Source organism: Conexibacter sp. CPCC 205762 (assembly GCF_030646155.1).
Taxonomy (GTDB): Bacteria; Actinomycetota; Thermoleophilia; order Solirubrobacterales; family Solirubrobacteraceae; genus Conexibacter.
On record NZ_JAUTDN010000005.1, the window covers coordinates 50,352 to 70,189 of the forward strand.

Genomic DNA, 19,838 nt, shown 5'->3' on the forward strand with positions numbered 1-19,838 from the left:
CTGTTTCGTCAACGGCCGAGTTCTTCCTGCAAGCGCGTGGCCACGTAGTCGGGGACGAGATCTGAGATGTTCCCGCCGAACGTCGCCAGCTCCTTGACGCCGGAGGAACTCAAGAAACTGTACTGCGACGACGCCATCAGATACACGGACTCGATCTCCGGCGCCTGCCGGCGGTTGAGCTGATGCATCTCCAGCTCGTACTCGAAGTCCGAGATCGCCCGCAGTCCCTTGACGATCGCCGTCGCGCCAAGACTTCTGGCGAAGTCGACGACCAGGTTGCTGAAGGCCTCGGCGCGCACGTTCCCGAGATGCTCGGTCGCGCGTTCGATGAAACTGATCCGCTCTTCCGCGACGAAGAGCGTTCTGCCCTTGCGGATCGGCAGATTGACGACGCTCACGACGACCTCGTCGAAGATCCGCGAGGCACGCGATATGACGTCCAGGTGGCCGTTCGTGACCGGGTCGTAGGACCCTGGGCAGACGGCGATTCGCTTAGTCGAGTTCATGGATGCGGATGAGTGTGTCGCCGTATCGGCGTTCGTCGGTCATGGGCAGGTCGAGCCCGAGCGGCGCGCGACGGTCGCTCTCGCACACGATCCTGCCGTCCGCGGCGATCAGCTCCGCGAGCGCCGGCGAGAGCTCGCGTCCCAGCTCGGGCGCGAGTCGGTATGGAGGGTCGAGAAGCACGAGATCGTATTGACGACCGCCGACATCTGCTCCACGCGTGAACGCGCGGGCATCCTGGCGCCGCACCGTCACCCGCTCCGCCGGCACCCCGAGAGCGGCCAGATTCGCCGTCACCGCTTTGATCGCGGGGGTCGCGGAGTCGACGAACGTGACGTGCTCGGCCCCGCGCGAGAGCGCCTCCAGCCCGAGCGCGCCGCTGCCGGCGAAGAGGTCGAGCACGCGCGCGCCGTCGAGCGGACCGAGGATCGAGAAGAGCGACTCGCGCACGCGATCGCTCGTCGGGCGGGTCGCGTCGCCCGCCGGGGCGGCGATCCGGCGACCGCGGTAGAGGCCGGCGACGATCCGCATCAGACGAGGCCGCTCATGCCGCGATCGGCGCCATCGCCTCGGGGCCGAAGACCTGCGCCAGCGCGTCGCGCAGCAGCGCGTGCTCTGGCCGTTCCAGCTCCGGATCGTCCGCCAGCAGCGTCTCCGCGCGGAAGTGGGCCTTCTCCAGCAGGTCGGCGTCGTCGGGCAGGATCGCGATCCGGTAGGCGGCCTCGCCGTGCTGGCGGACGCCGACGATCTCCCCCTCGCGCCGCAGCTCGAGGTCGATCTGCGCCAGCCGGAAGCCGTCGGAGTGGGCCGCGAGCGCTCTCAGCCGCGCCGAGTCGCGCGGGCCGAACAGCAGGCAGAGCGACTTGTGCTGGCCGCGGCCGATCCGCCCGCGCAGCTGGTGCAGCTGCGAGATCCCGTAGCGCTCGGCGTCCTCGACCAGCATCACGGTCGCGTTCGGCACGTCGATCCCGACCTCGATCACCGAGGTCGCGACGAGCACGTCGGCGCCGCCGGCGGAGAAGTCGGCCATCGCCTCCTGCTTCTCTCTCGGCTTCATCTGCCCGTGCATCAGCACGACGCGGAAGTCCCTGAACTCGGTTCTCTTCAGCCGCTCGTACTCCTCGGTCGCGGCGCGCGCCTGCAGCGCCTCCGACTCCCCCACCAGCGGGCAGACGACGAACGCCTGGCGGCCGGCGCGCAGCTCCTCGCGGATCCGCTCGTAGGCGCGCTCGCGCGCTCTCTCGCCGCTGGCGAGGTGCGTCTCGATCGGCTGGCGGCCGCGCGGCAGCTGCCGCAGCGCGGTGTGGTCGAGGTCGCCGTGCTGGACGAGCGCGAGCGTGCGCGGAATCGGCGTCGCGGTCATGTGCAGCACGTGCGGGGTCAGACCCGCCGGCGCCTTCGCGTCGAGCGCGGCGCGCTGGCGGACGCCGAAGCGGTGCTGCTCGTCGACGACGACGGCGCCGAGCCGCGTGAAGACGACCGCGTCCTCGATCAGCGCATGCGTGCCGACGATCAGCGCCAGCTCGCCGCTGGCCAGCTTGCCGAGCAGGTCTCTGCGACGGGCGGCCGGGGTCGAGCCGGTCAGCAGCGCGACCTGCAGGTTCTCGTTCGCCGTCAGCGCCTGGATCGTCGCGAAGTGCTGCTCGGCGAGCGTCTCGGTCGGCGCCATCAGCGCGCCCTGCCAGCCCTGCTCGACCGCGCGCAGCAGCGTGAACAGGGCGACGACGGTCTTGCCGGAGCCGACCTCGCCCATCAGCAGCCGCTGCATCGCGTGGTCGCGCGCGAGGTCGCCGTCGATCGCCTCCATCGCGGCCGTCTGGTCGTCGGTCGGCGCGAACGGGAGGCCGCTCTCCAGCCAGCGGGCGCTCAGCTCGCGCGGGCCGTCGAGCCGCGGCGCTCTGCTGCGCCGCTCGCGCGCGGCGCGACGCCGCAGCAGGCCGAGCTGGAGCAGCAGCAGCTCGTCGTAGGCGAGCCGGCGGCGGCCCTCGACGGCGTCGCGCTCACGGCTCGGGAAGTGGACCGCGGTCAGGGCGGCCTGCACGTCCGGCAGCTCGTCCTCGACGCGGACCGCGGCCGGCAGCGGCTCGGGCACGTCGAAGATCGCGTCGCGGTGCTCCTGCGCCAGCGCCAGCAGCTGGACCGAGCCGATCCCCTCGCTGGCCGGGTACTGGACGACGTGCTCGGCGCCGGCGATCTGCTGCGTCGTCGGCGCGTGGCCGGAGACTCTGAAGCTGCGCGGGCCGAGCCGGCCGGTCAGCATCAGCCGCGTCGGCGGGCGGTAGCGGTCGACGAGCCAGGGCTGGTTGAAGAAGACGACTCTGAGCGTCCCGGTCTGGTCGGCGACGGTCGCCTCGACCATCGGCCGCATGCCGCGTCTGCGGACCGGGCGGGACGTGATCGAGCGGACCTCGACCAGCACCGTCGAGGTCTCCTCCTCGACCAGGCCGGCGATCGTGCGCGCCTCGCCGGAAGCGCGCGGCAGATGGTGCAGCAGCGCCCCGACCGTCTCGACGCCGAGCGTCTCCAGGGCTCTCGCCGCTCTCGGACCGGGCGCGTCGAGCGGCTGCGCGAGCCGCGACGGGCGCGGCAGCCGCACCGGCGCGGCGCGCAGCTGCTCCTCGTCGAGCGGCTCGTCGCTCGCGAACTGGTTCAACCCGGTGGACGTCATGGCGGCGTCCACAACTATGGCGAGATCGGCGGCGTCGCGGCGGCTGTCATGCTGGCGCGATGCGGATCGCGATCCTCACGGCGGCGCTGGCGGCGGCAGCGCTCGCGCCCGCGGCGGCCTCCGCAGCCGGCGCGAGCCCGGTGCGGACGGCGAGCGAGGCGCAGACGCATCGCATCGCGGTCGAGATCAGACAGCCGCGCTGGAGCTGCTTCGGCGCGCTGCTGCAGCGGCGCGGGCCGTTCGGCGCGCTGCGGCTGCTGCCCGGCGGCGGCTGCCCCGAGCTGCCGTACGCGATCCTCGTGCGCGAGGACCCGCGCAGCGGCTGGCAGGAGCTGCGCCGCTTCGAGACGCGCGCCGGCGCCTGTCGCGCGCGGCCGCGCGGCCTGCCGGCGGCGACGCGGCGCGCCCTGCTCGGCTGCGCGGCGCCGCGCGGAGGTCGCTGAGCCGGTTCGTGCGGCGGCGCGGCAGCGGTTCGGCGTCGCCGTGCCAGCCGCTACTCGGCCGACAGCAGCCACCACCAGCTGCTCTGCCCGCCGCGCTGGAGGTCCAGCTCTATCGCGTCGCCGGCGGCGGTCGCGAGCGCCTCGACCTCGCTGTCGGGCAGCGGCGTCTCGGCGCCGGTCAGGCAGGTGATCAGCTCGGCGTGGCCGGCGAGCGCGCGCAGCACGGCGGAGAGCGTCGGCGCCGGCTCGCCCCAGGCGACCAGCTCGTCGTCGACGAAGCCGATCGCGTCGCCGATCGCGAAGCGGCCGGCGGTGTCCTCGCGCGCAGCCGGGGCGACCGCGCCGGTGCGGATCCTCCCCAGCGCCGCCGTCATCGCGTCGGCGTTGGCGGCCGCGTCGCGCGCCGGGTCGAGCGCGACGGCGGCGACGAGGCCGGACTGCTGCGCGGCGGCGCGGACGACGACGACGCGCTTCTCCGACAGCTCGGCCGCTCGCTCGGCGGCCATGAAGACGTTCGAGCTGTTCGGCAGCACGACGACCTGCTCGGCCGGCACGTCGTGGATCCCCGCCAGCAGCTCGTAGGTGGAGGGGTTGAGCGTCGGGCCGCCGTCGAGCACGTGCGCGCCGAGGCCCTCGAACAGCGCGCTGACGCCGTCGCCGGAGACGACCGCGAGCACGCCGGTCGTCGCCGTCGGGGCGGGCGCGGCGGTGGCCGGCGGCACGGCGGCCGCGTCGGCGCCGTCGCTGCCGGAGAGCCGCTCGGCGCGCTCCTCGACCTGCGCGTGCATGTCGGCGACGTCGAGGTGGGAGACGGTCCCGTCCGCGGCGAAGACGCCGGCGGCGGCGTCGGGATCGTCGGTGTGGACGTGGACCTTCAGCGTCTGCGCGTCGCCGACGACCAGCACCGAGTCGCCGAGCGCCTCCAGCGCCGGCACGAAGCGGCGCGCGTCGAGGCCGCTGCCGGTGACGGCGAAGTTCGTGCAGTAGCGGTAGGTCGAGGAGTCGTGCTGGGGCCGCGTGACCCGCGCCGCCCTGTGATGGGCCAGCTCGGGCGGCTCGCTGCCGCGCAGCGCCGCGACGACGCCCGCGAAGAGGACCGTGAGGCCGTAGCCGCCGGCGTCGACGACGCCCGCCTCGCGCAGGATCGGCAGCAGGTCCGGGCCGCGCGCGACCGACTGCTGGCCGGCGTCGAGCGCGCGCTCGAGCACGTCGGCGATCAGCGCGTCCTGCTCCTGCGGCGCGGCATCGGGGTCGAGCCGCGTCTGCGGCATGTGCGCCAGCTCGGTCGCGATCCGGTGCGCCATCTCGCGCACGACGGTGAGGATCGTCCCCTCGGCGGGGTTGCGGACCGAGCCGTAGGCCTGCTCGGCGGCGCGGGCCATCGCGGCGCCGATCAGGACGGGGTCGACCAGCTCGCCGGGGCGGCTGGCCAGCTCCTCGGCGGCGCCGCGGATCAGCTGGGAGAGGATCACGCCGCTGTTGCCGCGTGCTCCGAGCAGCGCGGCGCGAGCGACCGACGCGACGATCTCGTCGCGCCCGATCTCGTCGAGGGTGCGGTTCTGACCGGGCTCGGCGAGGAGCCGGTCGATCTCGGCGAGCACGGCGCGCAGCGTGAGCGCCATGTTGTCGCCGGTGTCGCCGTCGGCGACGGGAAAGACGTTGAGGTCGTTGACCTCGTCACGCCGCGACTCGAGTTGAACGAGCGCGGCGTCGACTACGGCACGGAAGCGGAGAAGGCTGGGGTCGGACACAGACGGGGGCCGGTTGGCCGGCCCCTACGCCTTGATGACCTTGCCGGCCTTCAGGCAGCGCGTGCAGACGTAGACGCGCCGAGCGGTACCGGCATCGTTGATGCGGATCCGCTGGAGGTTCGGGTCGAAGCGCCGCTTCGTCGCCACTCTCGAGTGGCTTCGGCTGTTGCCGAAGGCGGGACCCTTGTTGCAGACATGGCAGATACGGGGCATGGGTCGCAGGAGTATAGGGGGTCTTCTCCGGAAAGGGCGCGCCGCGGTCGCGACGGAGAAGTGCGCATCTGGTCATTCGACACTCCATATGCTGGCGCCGGGCGGCGGTCGGGGATGCCGCCCGCGAATCGCCAACTGAGGAGGATGGTCGATGAGAGGTCTGCTGGGCGCCCTCGCGCGCCGGCTCAGCTATGCCAACGTCGTCGCGACGCTGGCGCTGTTCGTCGCGCTCGGGGGCGCGTCGTACGCCGCGGTCCAGCTGCCGCGCGCGAGCGTCGGCTCCGCGCAGCTGCAAAGCGACGCGGTCACGTCGGAGAAGGTGCGTGACGGCTCGCTGCTGGCGCGCGACTTCAGCAGCGCCGAGCGGGCGAGGCTGAAGGGCGCGCGCGGGGCGCGAGGCGCCACCGGAGCCAGAGGCGCGGCCGGTCCGGCCGGGCCGCAGGGCGCCAGAGGCGAGACCGGCGCGGCGGGCGCGAGCGGCGCGCAGGGCGAGAGAGGCGCCGCGGGCGAACAGGGCGCGAGAGGCGCTCAGGGCCTCCAGGGGCCGAGAGGCGAGCAGGGCGCCAGAGGAGCGCAGGGCGAGAGAGGCGAGCAGGGCGCAGCCGGCTCGGCTGACGCCTGGGGTCGTGCCGGCAACGCCGGCACGACCGACGAGAGCTTCCTCGGCACGACTGACGAGCAGCCGCTGGAGCTGCGCGTCGACGGCACGCGCGCGCTGCGGCTGGAGCCGCGCGGCGACGGCACGCCGAGCGTGATCGGCGGCGCGGCCGCCAACAGCGTCGACGCGGAGGCGGCCGGCGCGACGATCGCCGGCGGCGGCGACGCCGACCTCGGCAACAGCGTCGGCGGCGCCTTCGGCACGATCGGCGGCGGCCGCGGCAACGCGATCACCGCGCCCTACGCGACGATCGCCGGCGGTACCGGCAACGGCGCCGGCGGCGAGACGAGCACGATCGGCGGCGGCGACGACAACCACGCCGGCGGCGACCAGGCGACGATCGCCGGCGGCGTCAGCAACGTCGCCTCCGGCCCGTACGGGACGGTCGCGGGCGGCCGTCAGAACGAGGCGACCGGCGAGTACGCGACCGTGCTCGGCGGCAAGTTCAACGTCGCCTCGGGCCAGTACTCCGCCGCGCTCGGCTTCTCCTCGCTCGCCAGCGGCGACGGCTCGATCGCCTTCGGCACCGAGGTGACCGCCGACGACAACGGCGCGGTCGTGCTCGGCGACGGCAGCGGCGGCGGCTTCGCCAGCGAGGCCGAGAACGAGCTGGCGGCCCGCTTCGCCGGCGGGATCCGCCTGCGCACGAGCGCCGACGGCTCGACCGGCTGCGACCTGCCGGCCGGCTCGGGCGTCTTCGCCTGCACCAGCGACGCGCGCCTCAAGCACGCGTTCGCGCCGCTCGACCGCGACGAGCTGCTGGCGCGGCTGCGCGGGCTGGAGATCTCGACCTGGCAGTACAGAGACGAGCCGGGCCGTGTCCGTCACCTCGGCCCGACCGCGCAGGCGTTCCGTGCCGCCTTCGGGCTCGGCGCCGACGACACGACGATCGGCCAGCTCGACGAGGCCGGCGTCGCGCTCGCCGCCGGCCAGGCGCTGGCGGAGCGGGTCGACGGCCTCGAACGCCGCATCGCGGCGCTCGAAGACCAGCGCTGACGCGCCAGACGTGCAGTCTCTGGGTCTGTTGGACCCAGAGATTGCGCGGGCGGCGGGCTGAGCCGGGCGTCAGGCGGGAGCGAAGCCCGTGCGGGCGCGCTGCTGCTTGACCGACTCCTTCACCTTCAGCGAGGCGAGCACCGCCTCGGCCGCGTGGGCGCCGGAGTCGCGCTTGGCGCCGCCGCCGACGCGCGCCTCGGCCTGCTCGCGCGTGTCGACCGTCAGCACGCCGAAGCCGACCGGGATCCCGCTCGCGAGCTGGACCTGCTGCAGCCCGCGGGCGCACTCGCCGCAGACGTAGTCGTAGTGCGAGGTCTCGCCGCGGATGACCGCGCCGAGCGCGACGATCCCGTCGTACCTGCCCGACTCGACCGCGTACTTGGCGGCCAGCGGCAGCTCGAAGGCGCCCGGGACGTCATACACGTCGACGACCGACGCCCCGTGCTTCTCCAGCTCGGCCGTGGCGCCCGCGACGAGCTTCTCGGCGAGGTCCTCGTAGAAGCGCCCGACGACGAGCGCGAAGCGGCGGTTCTCAGCGCCCATCGGCGTTCTCCTGCTTCTCGTGATCGTGCTCGTGCTCCTCGAGGATCATCTCCTCGTCGAGCGCGAGGCCCTGGTGGTGCAGCGTGTGGCCCATCCGGTCGCGCTTGGTGCGCAGGTAGGCCTCGTTGTGCGGGTTCGGCGTCGGCACGATCGGCACCTGGTCGGTGACCGAGAGGCCGTAGCCCTCCAGCCCGATGATCTTCTTCGGGTTGTTGGTGAGGATCCTGATCGAGGTCAGGCCGAGGTCCTTGAGGATCTGGGCGCCGATGCCGTAGTCGCGCAGGTCGGCCGGCAGGCCGAGTCTGAGGTTGGCCTCGACCGTGTCGAGCCCCTGCTCCTGCAGCTTGTACGCCTTCAGCTTGTTCAGCAGGCCGATCCCGCGGCCCTCCTGCGCGAGGTAGAGCAGGACGCCCTCGCCTCTCTCCTCGATCATCGCGAGCGCCGACTCGAGCTGCTCGCCGCAGTCGCAGCGGAGCGAGTGGAAGACGTCGCCGGTGAGGCACTCGGAGTGGACGCGCACGAGCACGTCGTCCTTGCCGGAGACGTCGCCCTTGACCATCGCGACGTGGTGCTTGTCGTCGACCAGCGAGCGGTAGCCGACGACCTCGAAGTCGCCGAACGCCGTCGGCAGCCTCGTCGAGACGACCCGCTCGACCAGCTTGTCGTGCTTGCGGCGGTAGGCGACGAGGTCGGCGACCGTGACCATCTTGAGGTCGTGGCGCTCGCAGTACGGGACGAGATCGCCGACGCGGGCCATCGTGCCGTCGTCGTTCATGATCTCGCAGATCACGCCGGACGGGTTGAGGCCGGCGAGGCGCGACAGGTCGACCGCGGCCTCGGTCTGCCCGATCCGCTCGAGCACGCCGCCGTCCTTCGCCTTCAGCGGGAAGACGTGGCCGGGCTGGACGAGGTCGCGCGGGGCGGCCTTCGGGTCGATCGCGACCTGGATCGTGTGCGCGCGGTCGGCGGCGGAGATGCCGGTGGTGACGCCGTCACGCGCCTCGATCGAGACGGTGAAGGCGGTCTCGAACGACGACTCGTTCTTGCTCGCCATCAGGTCGAGGCCCATCTCCTCGCAGCGCTCGCCGGTGAGCGCGAGGCAGATCAGCCCGCGCCCCTCCTTCGCCATGAAGTTGATCGCCTCGGGCGTGATGAACTGGGCGGCCATCGTCAGGTCGCCCTCGTTCTCGCGGTCCTCGTCGTCGCAGACGACGACCATCTTGCCCTGGCGGATGTCCTCGATCGCGTCCTCGATCGTCGCAAACGGCGATCTGACGGTTCTGACGTCGGACTGGGACTCGGACTGGCTCATCGATGCGCCCCCACGAGCTTCTCGACGTACTTCGCGAGCACGTCGACTTCGAGGTTGACCGGCTTGCCGACCTCGGCACGGCCGAGGATCGTGCGTTCCAGCGTCTCCGGGATCAGCGAGACGGAGAGCGAGTCGTCGTCGACCGCCGAGACCGTCAGCGAGACGCCGTCGATCGCGATCGATCCCTTCTCGACCACGTACCGCAGCAGCTCCGGCTCGACGCTGACCTTGACGACGCGCGAGAAGCCGTCCTGCGCGATCTCCGCGATCGTGCCGACCCCGTCGACGTGGCCCTGCATGATGTGGCCGCCGAGACGGGCGTCGGCGCGCAGCGCCAGCTCGAGGTTGACCTCGGCGCCCGGTCCGGCCTCGGCCAGCGAGGAGCGGCGCAGCGTCTCGTTCATGACATCGGCGGCGAAGGTGCCGTTGGTGGGATCGACCGCGGTCAGGCAGACGCCGTTGACGGCGATCGAGTCGCCGGGCGCGAGCTCTCTGCCGAGCGGGGTCGCGATCGCGAGGCGGACGCCCTCCCCGGTCGGCTCGACCGCGGCGACGGTGCCGAGGCCTTGTACCAGTCCGGTGAACATCACCACTCCTTCAGGCGCGCGGAGACGAGCAGGTCCTCCCCCACGCGGTCGCAGTCCAGGGTCAGGGCGCGCAGCGCCTCCGAGATCGTCTCGACGCCCTCGCCTTCCAGCGGGTCGCGCGCAGTGCGGCCGCCGAGCACGAGCGGCGCCAGGAACAGCCGCAGCTCGTCGATCTCGCCGGCGTCGAGGAAGGCGCCGGCGAGGCGCGGGCCGCCCTCCAGCAGGATCGAGCCGATGCCGGCGGCGCCGAGCTGGTCGAGCGCGGAGACGACGCGGGCCGGCTCGTTGGCGCCGGTCGCGACGATCACGTCGGCGCCGTGCGTCTCCAGCGCGTCGGTCGCGGTGCGCGGCGCGGCGCGCGAGACGACGACCGTCAGCGGCACGTCGGCGGCCGCCTGCACCAGCTGCGAGTCGAGCGGCAGGCGCGCGAGCGAGTCGAACACGACGCGGCGCGGCTGACGCACGACGTTCGGTATCCGCGCCGTCAGCTGCGGGTCGTCGGCGAGCGCGGTGCCGATCCCGACCGCGACCGCGTCGCACTCGGCGCGCCAGTGGTGCGCCAGCTCGCGGCTGTCGGTCGAGGAGATCCACTTCGAGTCGCCGGCGCGGGTGGCGACCTTGCCGTCGAGCGTCATCGCCGACTTGAACAGCACCCACGGGCGACCGGTCCGCGCCTGCTTGCGGAACGACTGGTTGAGCTGGCGCGCGCGCGTCGCCACGTCGCCGTCGGCGACGGCCACCTCGACGCCCTCGTCGCGGAGGATCCCGAGGCCGCGGCCGGAGGCCTTCTCGGTCGGGTCGTCGGAGGCGATCACGACGCGGCCGATGCCGGCGGCGAGGATCGCGTCGGTGCAGGGCGGCTGCTTGCCGCTGTGACAGCAGGGCTCCAGCGAGACGTAGAGCGTCGCGCCGGAGAGATCCTGGTCGCCGGCGGCGGCGATCGCCTCGGCCTCGGCGTGGCGCTCGCCGTAGGCGGTGTGCCAGCCCTCGGCGATCACCTCGCCGTCGCGCGCCAGCAGCGCCCCCACCATCGGGTTGGGGCTGACGCGTCCGCGCCCGCGGGAAGCCAGCTCCAGCGTGCGCGCCAGAAGGAGGCGGTCGGTGTTGGTCGTTTCAGACAAAGTCGATCGGGTCTCGTCGGTTCGCCGTTCAAGCCCTGCCGCTTGAGGATACGCAGACGCTCACGAACAACCTCCGCCCGACAACCGGTAGATCACGATCTCGGGGCCCGGCCGCTCGTACGCCAGCGGGTAGTAGTCGAACGCCCAGTCGAAGTTGAATCTCGGCGCCGTGGCGCCGTCTCTGTAGGGCGTGAAGCGCGCCACCTCCTGCCCGCGCTGTCTGAGCGCGTCGTAGTAGGCGAGCGCCTGCGGCACCTGCTCAGGCTGGGCGTAGGCGCGATCGCGCTGGTGCGAGCCGATCACGACCCAGCAGTACCCCTTCTGCTCGTACTCGTCGATCAGCGCCGGGCGCAGCGTGCGCTCGTACTTGTCGACCTTGACGAAGCGCGGCTTGGCGACCGGTCTGCCGAAGTCGTCGACGTCGGCGCGGGTCGTGTCCCACAGTCTCCAGCGCTTGCCGTCGGGGGTCGCCGGGTTCGCGCGGTCGGGGTCCTCGCTCCAGCGCGCCGGCACGATCGGCTCCAGCACGATCGGCGTGCCGGCGGGGATGTTGGCGACCATCCAGTCGTGCGCGAGGCCGCGCGTGTCCGGCCGCGACAGGACGCGGTCGTTGTGGACGACGTGGATCAGCCCCTGGCCGAGCGCCAGCACGATCGCGACGACCGCGACCGGCGTCGCGAAGCGCGGCCAGCGCCGCGCCGCCTGCTCGACCAGCCAGATCAGGAACCACGCGGCCAGCACGCAGGCGATCGGGAACAGCGGCAGCAGCCAGCGGCCGAAGTAGCGGTCCTGCGTGCCCATGTAGACGAGGTAGACGACGACCGTCGGCAGCAGCAGGAGCGCGACCGCGCGCTGCTTGACGCACGCCAGCACCGCCCCGCCGAGCGCCAGCAGCGCCGGGATCCAGCCGAGCCCCCAGCTGAAGACCCAGAGGTAGTAGACGATCCCGTTGTCCTCGGTCAGGCCGAGCTTCGCCAGCTCGTCGCCGCCGGCCAGCTCGCGCTGTCTGCCGACCCCGGCGCGGAACTCGTGGTAGCTGAGCAGCGCGTGCGGGTTCGCGATCAGGAAGCCGGCGCCGGCCGCGAAGCAGGCGAGCGCGCCGGCCGCGAGCAGGTGCGCGAAGCCCTGCCGCTCCGCGCGGGTGCGGATCAGCGCCGCCGTCAGCAGCGGCAGCAGGACTATTCCGGCGGTGTACTTGGTGCCGGCGGCGAGGCCGACCGCGAGCCCGCCCAGCAGCAGCCACCAGATCCCGCCGCCGCGGCCGCTGCCGGTCGCGATCAGCGCGGCGCAGACGAGCGCCAGCGTCGCCGGCGCCAGCGACGGCACGTCGTTGAGCGCCAGGTGGCTGTAGAAGACCGGCAGGAACGCGACCGCGCCGAGTGCCGCCGCCAGCAGCCCGACGCGGCGGTCCGAGAACAGCCGGCTGCCGAGCAGCGCGACGAGCCAGACCCAGACCGTCCCCAGCAGCGCGACGGTGACGCGCGCGACCAGGAAGACCTCGCTCGGATGCTCGACGTAGGCGCGCGCGATCGCCTCGCGGCCGCCGAACCAGACGGCGTAGACGACGTACAGCAGCTCGGTGTAGCCGGGCGGGTTGAGGAAGTAGCGCGGATCCAGCCCATGGCCGAAGAACCCGATCGCAACCGGGACGAAATGGCCTTCCTCGTCGATGTTGTAAGAGAACGGCAGGCCGTGCCCGATCCCCCACACGCGCAGTCCGAACGCGCCCAGGAGCACCGCGATCAGGGCCGCCGAAAGCCGATCGAACCGCAGTCGCGGCCGGCGTGCGTGGCGTTCCATCCGGTCCTTTGGGATACTGCGGCGCGAGTCTACGGCACCGGCCGTCGGTCATCCTTCGACGCGGCCCGCGCCCACGGTGCCCGGAGTCCCCCATGAAGCTGATCATCCAGATCCCCTGTAAAGACGAGGAAGAGCACCTTCCCGCGACGCTCGCCGACCTGCCCAGATCGATCCCGGGCATCGACGTGATCGAGACGCTCGTGATCGACGACGGCTCGACCGATCGCACGATCGAGGTCGCGCGCGAGCACGGCGTCGACCACATCGTCAAGCTGACCAACAACAAGGGCCTGGCGGCCGGCTTCCAGGCCGGGCTCGACGCCTGTCTCAAGCTCGGCGCCGACGTCGTCGTCAACACCGACGCCGACAACCAGTACTTCGGCGGCGACATCCCGAAGCTGGTCGCGCCGATCCTCGCCGGCAGCGCCGACATGGTGATCGGCGACCGCGACGTCGCGTCGATCGCGCACTTCTCGCCGCTGAAGGTCTCGCTGCAGAAGCTCGGCTCGTGGGTCGTGCGCCAGGCCTCCTCGACGAGAGTGCCCGACACGACCTCCGGCTTCCGCGCCTACAACCGCGAGGCGGCGCTGCAGCTCGTCGTCGTGTCGAAGTTCACCTACACGCTCGAGACGATCATCCAGGCCGGCAGACAGCTGGTCGCGATCGACGACGTGAAGATCAGAACGAACCCGAAGACGCGCGAGTCGCGTCTGTTCCCGTCGATGGGCGCCTACGTCCGCCGCAACTCGATCTCGATCTTCCGCATCTACGCGCAGTACGAGCCGCTGCGCGTCTTCTGGACCGCCGGCACGATCGTCGGCGTGCTCGCGCTCGCCGTCTGGGCGCGCTTCCTCGTCTCCTGGATACAGGGCGAGGGCGCCGGTCACGTGCAGTCGCTGATCCTCGGCTCGGTCCTCTTCACCGCCACGATGCTGCTGTTCGCGCTCGGCGTGATCGGCGACCTGCTCGCCGCCCAGCGCACGCTGTCGCAGCGGACCTTCGAGCGTGTCCGCCGGATCGAGCTGCAGCTCGGCATCCCCCCGTCCCATTACGAGCCGGGCGCACCGAAGGCGCCCGCCGGCGAGCGCCCTGACGGCGACTCCGGCGAGACCGGCGAGCGAAAGGCAATCGAGGTATGAGCACCACGTCCGCGGCCGCGCCTGAAGACGTCCCCACCGGCAACACCTTCGACAAGTACGGCTCGACGAACCCCGTCGTGCGCCGGCTGATGTCGAACTTCGAGCGGACGCTCGGCGAGCTGTTCCTGCAGGCGGCGCCCAGCTCGGTGCTCGACGTCGGCTGCGGCGAGGGCGTGCTGACGCACCAGTGGGCGCTGGCGCTCGGCGACAAGCGGATCGTCGGCATCGACCTCGACGACCCGAAGCTGCTGGCCGAGCAGGCGACGCGCACCGCGCCGAACCTCGAGTACCGCGTGATGAAGGCCGAGAACATGCCGTTCGCGGACGACGAGTTCGGCCTCGCGAGCGCGATCGAGGTGCTCGAGCACGTGCCCGATCCGGCCCACACGGTCGCCGAGATGGCGCGCGTGGCGAAGGACAATCTGCTCGTCTCGGTCCCGCGCGAGCCGCTCTGGCGCGGTCTCAACATGGCCCGCGGCGCGTACCTGAAGGAGCTCGGCAACACGCCCGGGCACGTCAACCACTGGTCCAAGAGCTCGTTCGTGAAGCTGCTGTCGCGGCACGGCGACGTGATCGAGGCGAAGAGCCCGTTCCCGTGGACGATGCTGCTCGTGAAGCTCCGGTAGCGCTTGTCCGTTTCAGAGCGCGCTGAGGGAGGCGGCCGCGGTGGCCGGAACGGCCGCCTGCTGCTGACCGCCGGGATCGCCTCCACGGGCGCGCTCTCGTTCCTCTACCTCGCGCTCGCCTCGCGTGAGCTGAGCCCGACCGACTACGGCCACGTCAGCCTGCTGTGGTCGATCGCGTTCGTGATCCTGTCGGTGATCTACCGGCCGATCGAGCAGCTGCTCTCGCGCACGATCGCCGACCGCCGCGCGCGCGGGATCGCGCAGCACTCGCTGCGCACGCCGGCGCTGATCCAGGCCGGCTTCGCGCTGATCTTCCTCGTCGTCGCGCTGATCCTGCGCACGACGATCGAGGACGACCTCTTCGGCGGCAACGCGTCGCTCTACTGGATCCTCGTGATCGCCGTGCTGGCGTACGCGGGCAGCTACTTCGCGCGCGGCTGGCTGGCCGGCCACGAGCGCTTCGCCGGCTACGGCGGGCTGGTGCTGCTGGAGTCGACCTCGCGCTTCCTCTTCGCCGTCGCCGCGGTCGCCGGGATCACGTCGGGCCAGACGGCGATCGCGGTCGGGATCGCGGTCGCGCCGTTCGTCTCGATGGTCGTCGTGCCGTTCGCGATCCGGCGGATGGCGCGCGGGCAGGCGCCGGTCGGCGCGGGCGGGGACGCCGCCGACGCGCTCCACGACGTGGCGGTGCTCGACGCGGCCGGCGAGGGCCCGGCGCATGCGGAGATCGAGGAGGCCTCGGCCGACCTGTCGCTGCGCCACGGCACCGGCTTCGCGATCGCCGTCTTCGCGATCATGCTGGCCGAGCAGACGCTGATGAACGCCGCGGTGCTGATCGTCGAGCACACGTCCGGGCCGGAGCTGGCCGGCTTCGTCTTCAACGTGCTGCTGATCGTGCGTGCGCCGCTGCAGCTGTTCCAGGCGGTGCAGACCTCGATCCTCCCCCACCTGACCGCGCTCGACGCGCGCGAGAACACGCAGGCGTTCGCGAGAGCGATCCGCACGACCGTGCTCGCGATCGCCGCCTTCGCCGGCACCTGCGCGATCGCGCTGGCGGCGATCGGCCCGTGGGCGATGGAGCTGCTGCTGGGCGACAAGGGCTTCAGCTACGAGCGCGGCGGCCTCGTCCTGGTCGCGCTCGGGATGGGCTTCCACCTCGTCGCCGGCACCCTCAACCAGGCCGCCCTCGCCCGCAGACGCGCCCCGCTCGCGGCGGTCGCCTGGCTCCTCTCCGCGGCGCTGTTCGTCGCCTGGGTCGCCTCCCCCGTCGTCAGCGACGAGGTGATGCGCGTCGAGACCGGCTACTTCGGCGCCGCTCTGATCCTCAGCTGCCTGCTGTTCGGCCTCTACCGCCGCCCGGCGGACTGACACCGCCCGGCGACGGCGCAGCTGCGCCGCCGCCGGGGCGGGATCACTCGTACGCCAGCGCTCTCAGCACGTCGAGCTTGGCGGCGCGACGGGCTGGGAGGACGGCGGCCAGGACGCCGGCGACTGCGGCCAGGACCAGCAGGATGACCAGCGTCAGTATCGGGATCGAGAGGGCGAAGCCCTCGGACTTCAGCGGGATCGTCACGAGGACCGCGAAGATCACGCCGAGGACGACACCGAGGACCGCGCCGATCAGGGCGGTGATGACCGACTCGTAGCGGACGATCTGGCGCACCTGGCGGCGTGAGGTGCCGATCGCGCGCAGCATCCCCAGCTCGCGCGTGCGCTCGTGGATCGAGAGCACGAGCGTGTTGACGATGCCGAACAGCGAGACGATCACCGACAGCGACAGCAGCACGTAGACGAGCGTGATCAGCTGGTCGATCTGGCCCGCCTGTCTGTCGACGAAGCCCTGCTTGGTCAGCACCTCGACCGTCGGGTAGTCGGCCGAGATCGTTCTGTCGGCGACCTTCTGGACCGCGTCGGCGTTCTCGCCGGCCCGCGTCGTCGCGACGACGAACGCGTCTCTGGTCTGGTTGAAGCTCGTCGCCAGCGTCTCGTTGGCGAGCGTCACGTCGGCCAGCAGGCCGGAGTCGTCGTCGTAGATGCCGGTGACCTCGATCGGCACTCTCTCGCCGGTCGGCGTCAGCACCTCGAAGCTGCTCCCCACTCTCAACGAGTGGTCGGAGGCGTAGCCCTTGGAGACGACCGCTCTGCCGCCGCCGAGCGCTCTCAGCAGCTCGTCCGAGCCGTCCTTCCAGCCGACCGTGAAGACGTCGCCGACGGTCGCCGGGTCGACGCCGGAGATCTGCACCTTGTCGCCGCCGTCGACGACCTGGCCGACGCCGAAGCGGACCGGCGAGACGACGCCGACGCCCGGCACGTCCGCGAGCGTTCTCGAGGCGCTCTGCGGCACCGGCTGGAAGGTCTCGCTCTGCACGACGAGATCGCCCTTCAGCCCCTTGTTGACGGCGTCGTCGATCGACGCCTTCAGGCCGGAGGCGAAGATCGCGACGAACGCGACCAGCGTCACGCCGATCATCAGCGCCGACGCTGTCGAGGCGGTGCGGCGCGGCTCGCGCGCCGAGTTCTCGCGCGCCAGCCGGCCGCTGACGCCGAAGGCCTTCTCCAGCGGCCCGCCGACGAGCAGCGACAGCGGTCTGACGACGTGCGAGGCGAGCAGCCCGACGCCGACGAAGACGACCGCCGCGCCGATCCCGATCAGCGCCGCGCTCTGCGTCGCGGAGCCGCCGCCGAAGAGGCCGAGGCAGATCAGCACGGCGCCGATCGCGGCGACCGCGATCGACAGCGGCGTGCGCAGCCGGCCGGTTCTGCCGCGCGTCAGCGAGGCGGCGTCCTGCAGCGCGGCGATCGGCGGCACGCGCGTCGCGCGCAGCGCCGGGCCGGCGGCCGACAGCACCGTCACGACCGTGCCGATCAGCAGCGAGACGATCACCGTGCGCGGCTCGACCGGCAGGCCGGCCGTCGGCAGCTCGGCGCCGAACGAGCTGAACAGCCCGCGCAGGCCGAGCGCGATCACGATCCCGAAGCCGAGGCCGATCACGGCCGCGACGAGCCCGACGACGAACGCTTCGCCGAGCACCGCCCGCAGCACCTGCCGGCGCGAGGCGCCGATCATCCGCAGCAGCGCGAACTCGCGCATCCGCTGCGCGACGGTGATCGAGTAGGTGTTGACGATCAGAAAGGCGCCGACGAACAGCGCGATCGCGGCGAACGCCAGCAGGAAGGTTCTGAGGAAGCCGAGCTGGTCCTGCAGGTCGGAGGCCTGCGAGCGCGCCTCCTGCTCGCCCGTGCGGACGGTGAACAGCTCGCGCGGGAGCGCGGCCCGCACTCTCGCCGCGAGCGCGTCGTCGCTGACGCCCTGGTCGGCGACGATGTCGATCGAGTCGTACTCGCCTCTCTGGCCGAGCAGCTCCTGCGCGACCGGCGTCTGCACGATCGCCAGCATCGCGCCGGCGATCGTGTCCTTGTCGCCGAACTTGGCGATGCCGACCAGTCTGAAGTCGCGCGCCGGGCCGTCGGCCGACACCTTGACCGTGTCGCCGAGCTTGAAGTCGCCCTTGTCGGCGGTGCTCTTGGTGACCGACACCTCGTCGGGCGCCGTCGGCTCGTGGCCCTCGACGTAGTTGAGCGGCGTCAGCTCTCTCGGCGTCTCGCCGTTGAGGATCATCGGCGCTCCACCGCCGCTGATCAGCGGATCTCTGCCGTCCTTCGTGTAGATGACGGCCTCCGACGAGCTGACCGTGCCGACCGCGAGTCTCACGCCCGGGACCGCCTGCGCCGCGCTGACCGCTCTGTCGGACAGCTGCACGTTGCCGGCGCCGGAGAACTGCTCGCGCGGCGTGACGCTGACGTCGATGTTCTCGTTCGCGGTCTGGAAGACGTCGTCGAAGGCGTTGTTCATCGAGTCGGTGACGACGTACGTGCCTGCGACGAGCCCGACGCCGAGCACGACCGCGAACATCGTCAGCGCCGTTCGCAGCTTGCGCGAGACGAGCCCGCGCAGGGAGAGCGACAGCATCAGGCGACCGTCCGCATCAGGTCGAGCACGTCGTCGGTCGTGCCGGCTTCGCCGTCATGGACGATCTGGCCGTCGGCGAGCACGACGATGCGGTCGGCGACCGAGGCGGCGTGCGCGTCGTGGGTGACCATCACGACCGTCTGCCCGAGCTCGTCGACCGAGCGCCGCAGCAGCCCCAGCACCTCGCCGGAGGACTGCGAGTCGAGGTTGCCGGTCGGCTCGTCGGCGAAGACGACGGCCGGCTTGGAGATCAGCGCGCGGGCGACCGCGACGCGCTGCTGCTGGCCGCCCGACAGCTCCGACGGGTGGTGCGTGCGGCGGTGGCCGAGGCCGACCGTCTCTATCAGCGTCTCCAGCCACTGCTCGTCGGGCTTGCGGCCGGCGATCTTCAGCGGCAGCGTGATGTTCTCCTCCGCCGTCAGCACCGGCAGCAGGTTGAACGACTGGAAGATGAAGCCGATCTTGTCGCGCCGCAGCTGCGTCAGCTTCTTGTCGTCGAGGTTCGCCAGCTCGGTGCCGTCGATCACGACCGAGCCGGAGGTCGGCGTGTCGAGCCCGGCGAGGATGTGCATCAGCGTCGACTTGCCGGAGCCCGACGGCCCCATCACGGCCGTGAACGCGCCCGGCGGCAGCTCCAGCGTGACGCCGGCGAGGGCATCGACGGCGGCCTCGCCTTGGCCGAAGCGACGGCGCAGGTCGACGGCGGTGACGATCGGGGGCACGTTCACGGGGATGGGGTTCCTTTCGAGTTCAGGACAGTCGGGTTGGATGCTGCCCACAGCCTGGCGTCCGCCGAACCTGGCGGGAATCCGGATGGCCCGTGTCAGCCGCTACGGCTACCCGCACCACCGGCGCCGACGTAGCGCAGCACCGCGAGCACGCGGCGGTGGTCCTGCTGGGCGGGTGCGAGGTCGAGCTTGCCGAAGATGCTCGTGACGTGCTTCTCGACGGCCCGCTCGGTGACGACCAGCTCGGCCGCGATCGCGCTGTTGGAGCGGCCCTCGGCCATCAGCCCCAGCACCTCGCGCTCGCGCGGCGTCAGCGCCTCCAGCGGATCGTCGCGGCGACGCCGCCCGAGCAGCTGCGCGACGACCTCGGGATCGAGTGCCGAGCCGCCGTCGCAGACGCGCGCGACCGCGTCGACGAACCGCTCGACGTCGGCGACGCGATCCTTCAGCAGGTAGCCGACGCCGGCCGCGCCGCCGCCGATCAGCTCGTGCGCGTAGCGCTCCTCGACGTACTGCGACAGCACCAGCACCGCCGTCTCCGGCACGCGCTCGCGCAGCTCCAGCGCCGCTCTGAGGCCGTCGTCGGTGTTGGTCGGCGGCATCCGCACGTCGACGATCGCGATGTCGGGCTTGTGCGCCGCGACCTTGCGGACGAGGTCGACGGCGTCGCCGGCCTGGCCGACGACCTCGTGGCCGGCGTCCTCCAGCAGCCGCGCGATCCCCTCGCGCAGCAGCACGCTGTCCTCCGCGATCACGACGCGCACGGCGCCGCCCCTTCG

18 protein-coding genes are annotated in these 19,838 nt (G+C 72.2%); 5 read left to right on the top strand and 13 right to left on the bottom strand.

Going from position 1 to position 19,838, the window contains the following annotated elements:
• Positions 1-8: 8 nt before the first annotated feature.
• From coaD to recG, 3 genes are read right to left on the bottom strand one after another with little or no spacing between them, the layout of a single operon-like run.
• The gene (gene coaD, locus Q7L73_RS06845; RefSeq protein WP_304687392.1) at positions 9-506 is read right to left on the bottom strand and encodes a pantetheine-phosphate adenylyltransferase; all 498 of its coding nucleotides are present in this window, start codon (positions 504-506) and stop codon (positions 9-11) included.
• On the bottom strand, positions 493-1,038 hold the full coding sequence (rsmD, locus tag Q7L73_RS06850; RefSeq protein ID WP_370552359.1) for a 16S rRNA (guanine(966)-N(2))-methyltransferase RsmD: 546 nt from the start codon (positions 1,036-1,038) through the stop codon (positions 493-495). Before rsmD ends, coaD begins: the two co-directional genes overlap by 14 nt.
• 10 nt (positions 1,039-1,048) lie before the next feature.
• A complete protein-coding gene (gene recG / locus Q7L73_RS06855) occupies positions 1,049-3,172 on the bottom strand; it encodes an ATP-dependent DNA helicase RecG (RefSeq protein ID WP_304687394.1) in 2,124 nt (707 codons plus the stop codon).
• Positions 3,173-3,231: 59 nt separating this feature from the next.
• Between recG and Q7L73_RS06860 the strand changes: the two genes are divergently transcribed.
• Positions 3,232-3,615 (top strand): hypothetical protein, encoded by a 384-nt coding sequence (locus Q7L73_RS06860; protein WP_304687397.1) that lies wholly within the window; start codon positions 3,232-3,234, stop codon positions 3,613-3,615.
• A 50-nt stretch (positions 3,616-3,665) separates the two neighbouring features.
• Here Q7L73_RS06860 and Q7L73_RS06865 read toward each other — a convergent pair whose 3' ends face one another.
• Both Q7L73_RS06865 and rpmB read right to left on the bottom strand, forming a co-directional pair.
• Positions 3,666-5,366 carry a DAK2 domain-containing protein gene (locus tag Q7L73_RS06865; protein WP_304687399.1) on the bottom strand — a complete coding sequence of 567 codons (1,701 nt, stop codon included), beginning with the start codon at positions 5,364-5,366 and terminating at the stop codon, positions 3,666-3,668.
• A gap of 24 nt (positions 5,367-5,390) precedes the next feature.
• The gene (rpmB, locus tag Q7L73_RS06870) at positions 5,391-5,579 is read right to left on the bottom strand and encodes a 50S ribosomal protein L28 (RefSeq protein WP_304687401.1); all 189 of its coding nucleotides are present in this window, start codon (positions 5,577-5,579) and stop codon (positions 5,391-5,393) included.
• A gap of 151 nt (positions 5,580-5,730) precedes the next feature.
• Between rpmB and Q7L73_RS06875 the strand changes: the two genes are divergently transcribed.
• Complete coding sequence (locus Q7L73_RS06875) at positions 5,731-7,233, top strand: tail fiber domain-containing protein (protein ID WP_304687403.1); 1,503 nt, start codon at positions 5,731-5,733, stop codon at positions 7,231-7,233.
• 69 nt (positions 7,234-7,302) lie between these two features.
• Here the strand turns inward: Q7L73_RS06875 and ribH are convergent, their stop codons facing one another.
• From ribH to Q7L73_RS06900, 5 genes are read right to left on the bottom strand one after another with little or no spacing between them, the layout of a single operon-like run.
• Complete coding sequence (gene ribH, locus Q7L73_RS06880; RefSeq protein WP_304687407.1) at positions 7,303-7,776, bottom strand: 6,7-dimethyl-8-ribityllumazine synthase; 474 nt, start codon at positions 7,774-7,776, stop codon at positions 7,303-7,305.
• Positions 7,766-9,088, bottom strand: coding sequence for a bifunctional 3,4-dihydroxy-2-butanone-4-phosphate synthase/GTP cyclohydrolase II (locus Q7L73_RS06885; RefSeq protein ID WP_304687409.1), 1,323 nt, complete (start codon positions 9,086-9,088; stop codon positions 7,766-7,768). The genes ribH and Q7L73_RS06885 overlap by 11 nt, the downstream gene beginning before the upstream one ends.
• Positions 9,085-9,675: a riboflavin synthase gene (locus Q7L73_RS06890; RefSeq protein WP_304687415.1), complete on the bottom strand. Its 591-nt coding sequence runs from the start codon at positions 9,673-9,675 to the stop codon at positions 9,085-9,087. Before Q7L73_RS06890 ends, Q7L73_RS06885 begins: the two co-directional genes overlap by 4 nt.
• Positions 9,675-10,796 carry a bifunctional diaminohydroxyphosphoribosylaminopyrimidine deaminase/5-amino-6-(5-phosphoribosylamino)uracil reductase RibD gene (gene ribD, locus Q7L73_RS06895; protein WP_304687417.1) on the bottom strand — a complete coding sequence of 374 codons (1,122 nt, stop codon included), beginning with the start codon at positions 10,794-10,796 and terminating at the stop codon, positions 9,675-9,677. Before ribD ends, Q7L73_RS06890 begins: the two co-directional genes overlap by 1 nt.
• 60 nt (positions 10,797-10,856) lie before the next feature.
• On the bottom strand, positions 10,857-12,533 hold the full coding sequence (locus Q7L73_RS06900) for a glycosyltransferase family 39 protein (protein WP_304687419.1): 1,677 nt from the start codon (positions 12,531-12,533) through the stop codon (positions 10,857-10,859).
• A gap of 155 nt (positions 12,534-12,688) precedes the next feature.
• Here Q7L73_RS06900 and Q7L73_RS06905 point away from each other — a divergent pair, with 155 nt between their 5' ends.
• Genes Q7L73_RS06905 through Q7L73_RS06915 form a run of 3 tightly spaced genes read left to right on the top strand, consistent with a single transcriptional unit; the run spans position 12,689 to position 15,729 of the window.
• On the top strand, positions 12,689-13,735 hold the full coding sequence (locus Q7L73_RS06905; protein WP_304687420.1) for a glycosyltransferase family 2 protein: 1,047 nt from the start codon (positions 12,689-12,691) through the stop codon (positions 13,733-13,735).
• Entirely contained in the window at positions 13,732-14,361 is a 630-nt protein-coding gene (locus Q7L73_RS06910; protein ID WP_304687421.1) for a class I SAM-dependent methyltransferase, read from the top strand. The genes Q7L73_RS06905 and Q7L73_RS06910 overlap by 4 nt, the downstream gene beginning before the upstream one ends.
• Positions 14,362-14,364: 3 nt before the next feature.
• Positions 14,365-15,729, top strand: coding sequence for a lipopolysaccharide biosynthesis protein (locus tag Q7L73_RS06915; protein WP_304687423.1), 1,365 nt, complete (start codon positions 14,365-14,367; stop codon positions 15,727-15,729).
• A gap of 43 nt (positions 15,730-15,772) precedes the next feature.
• Here the strand turns inward: Q7L73_RS06915 and Q7L73_RS06920 are convergent, their stop codons facing one another.
• The 3 genes from Q7L73_RS06920 to Q7L73_RS06930 form a co-directional block, all read right to left on the bottom strand.
• Positions 15,773-18,331, bottom strand: coding sequence for an ABC transporter permease (locus tag Q7L73_RS06920; RefSeq protein WP_304687424.1), 2,559 nt, complete (start codon positions 18,329-18,331; stop codon positions 15,773-15,775).
• Complete coding sequence (locus Q7L73_RS06925; protein WP_370552360.1) at positions 18,331-19,065, bottom strand: ABC transporter ATP-binding protein; 735 nt, start codon at positions 19,063-19,065, stop codon at positions 18,331-18,333. Before Q7L73_RS06925 ends, Q7L73_RS06920 begins: the two co-directional genes overlap by 1 nt.
• 89 nt (positions 19,066-19,154) lie before the next feature.
• Entirely contained in the window at positions 19,155-19,823 is a 669-nt protein-coding gene (locus Q7L73_RS06930) for a response regulator transcription factor (RefSeq protein ID WP_304687426.1), read from the bottom strand.
• Positions 19,824-19,838 lie beyond the last annotated feature (15 nt).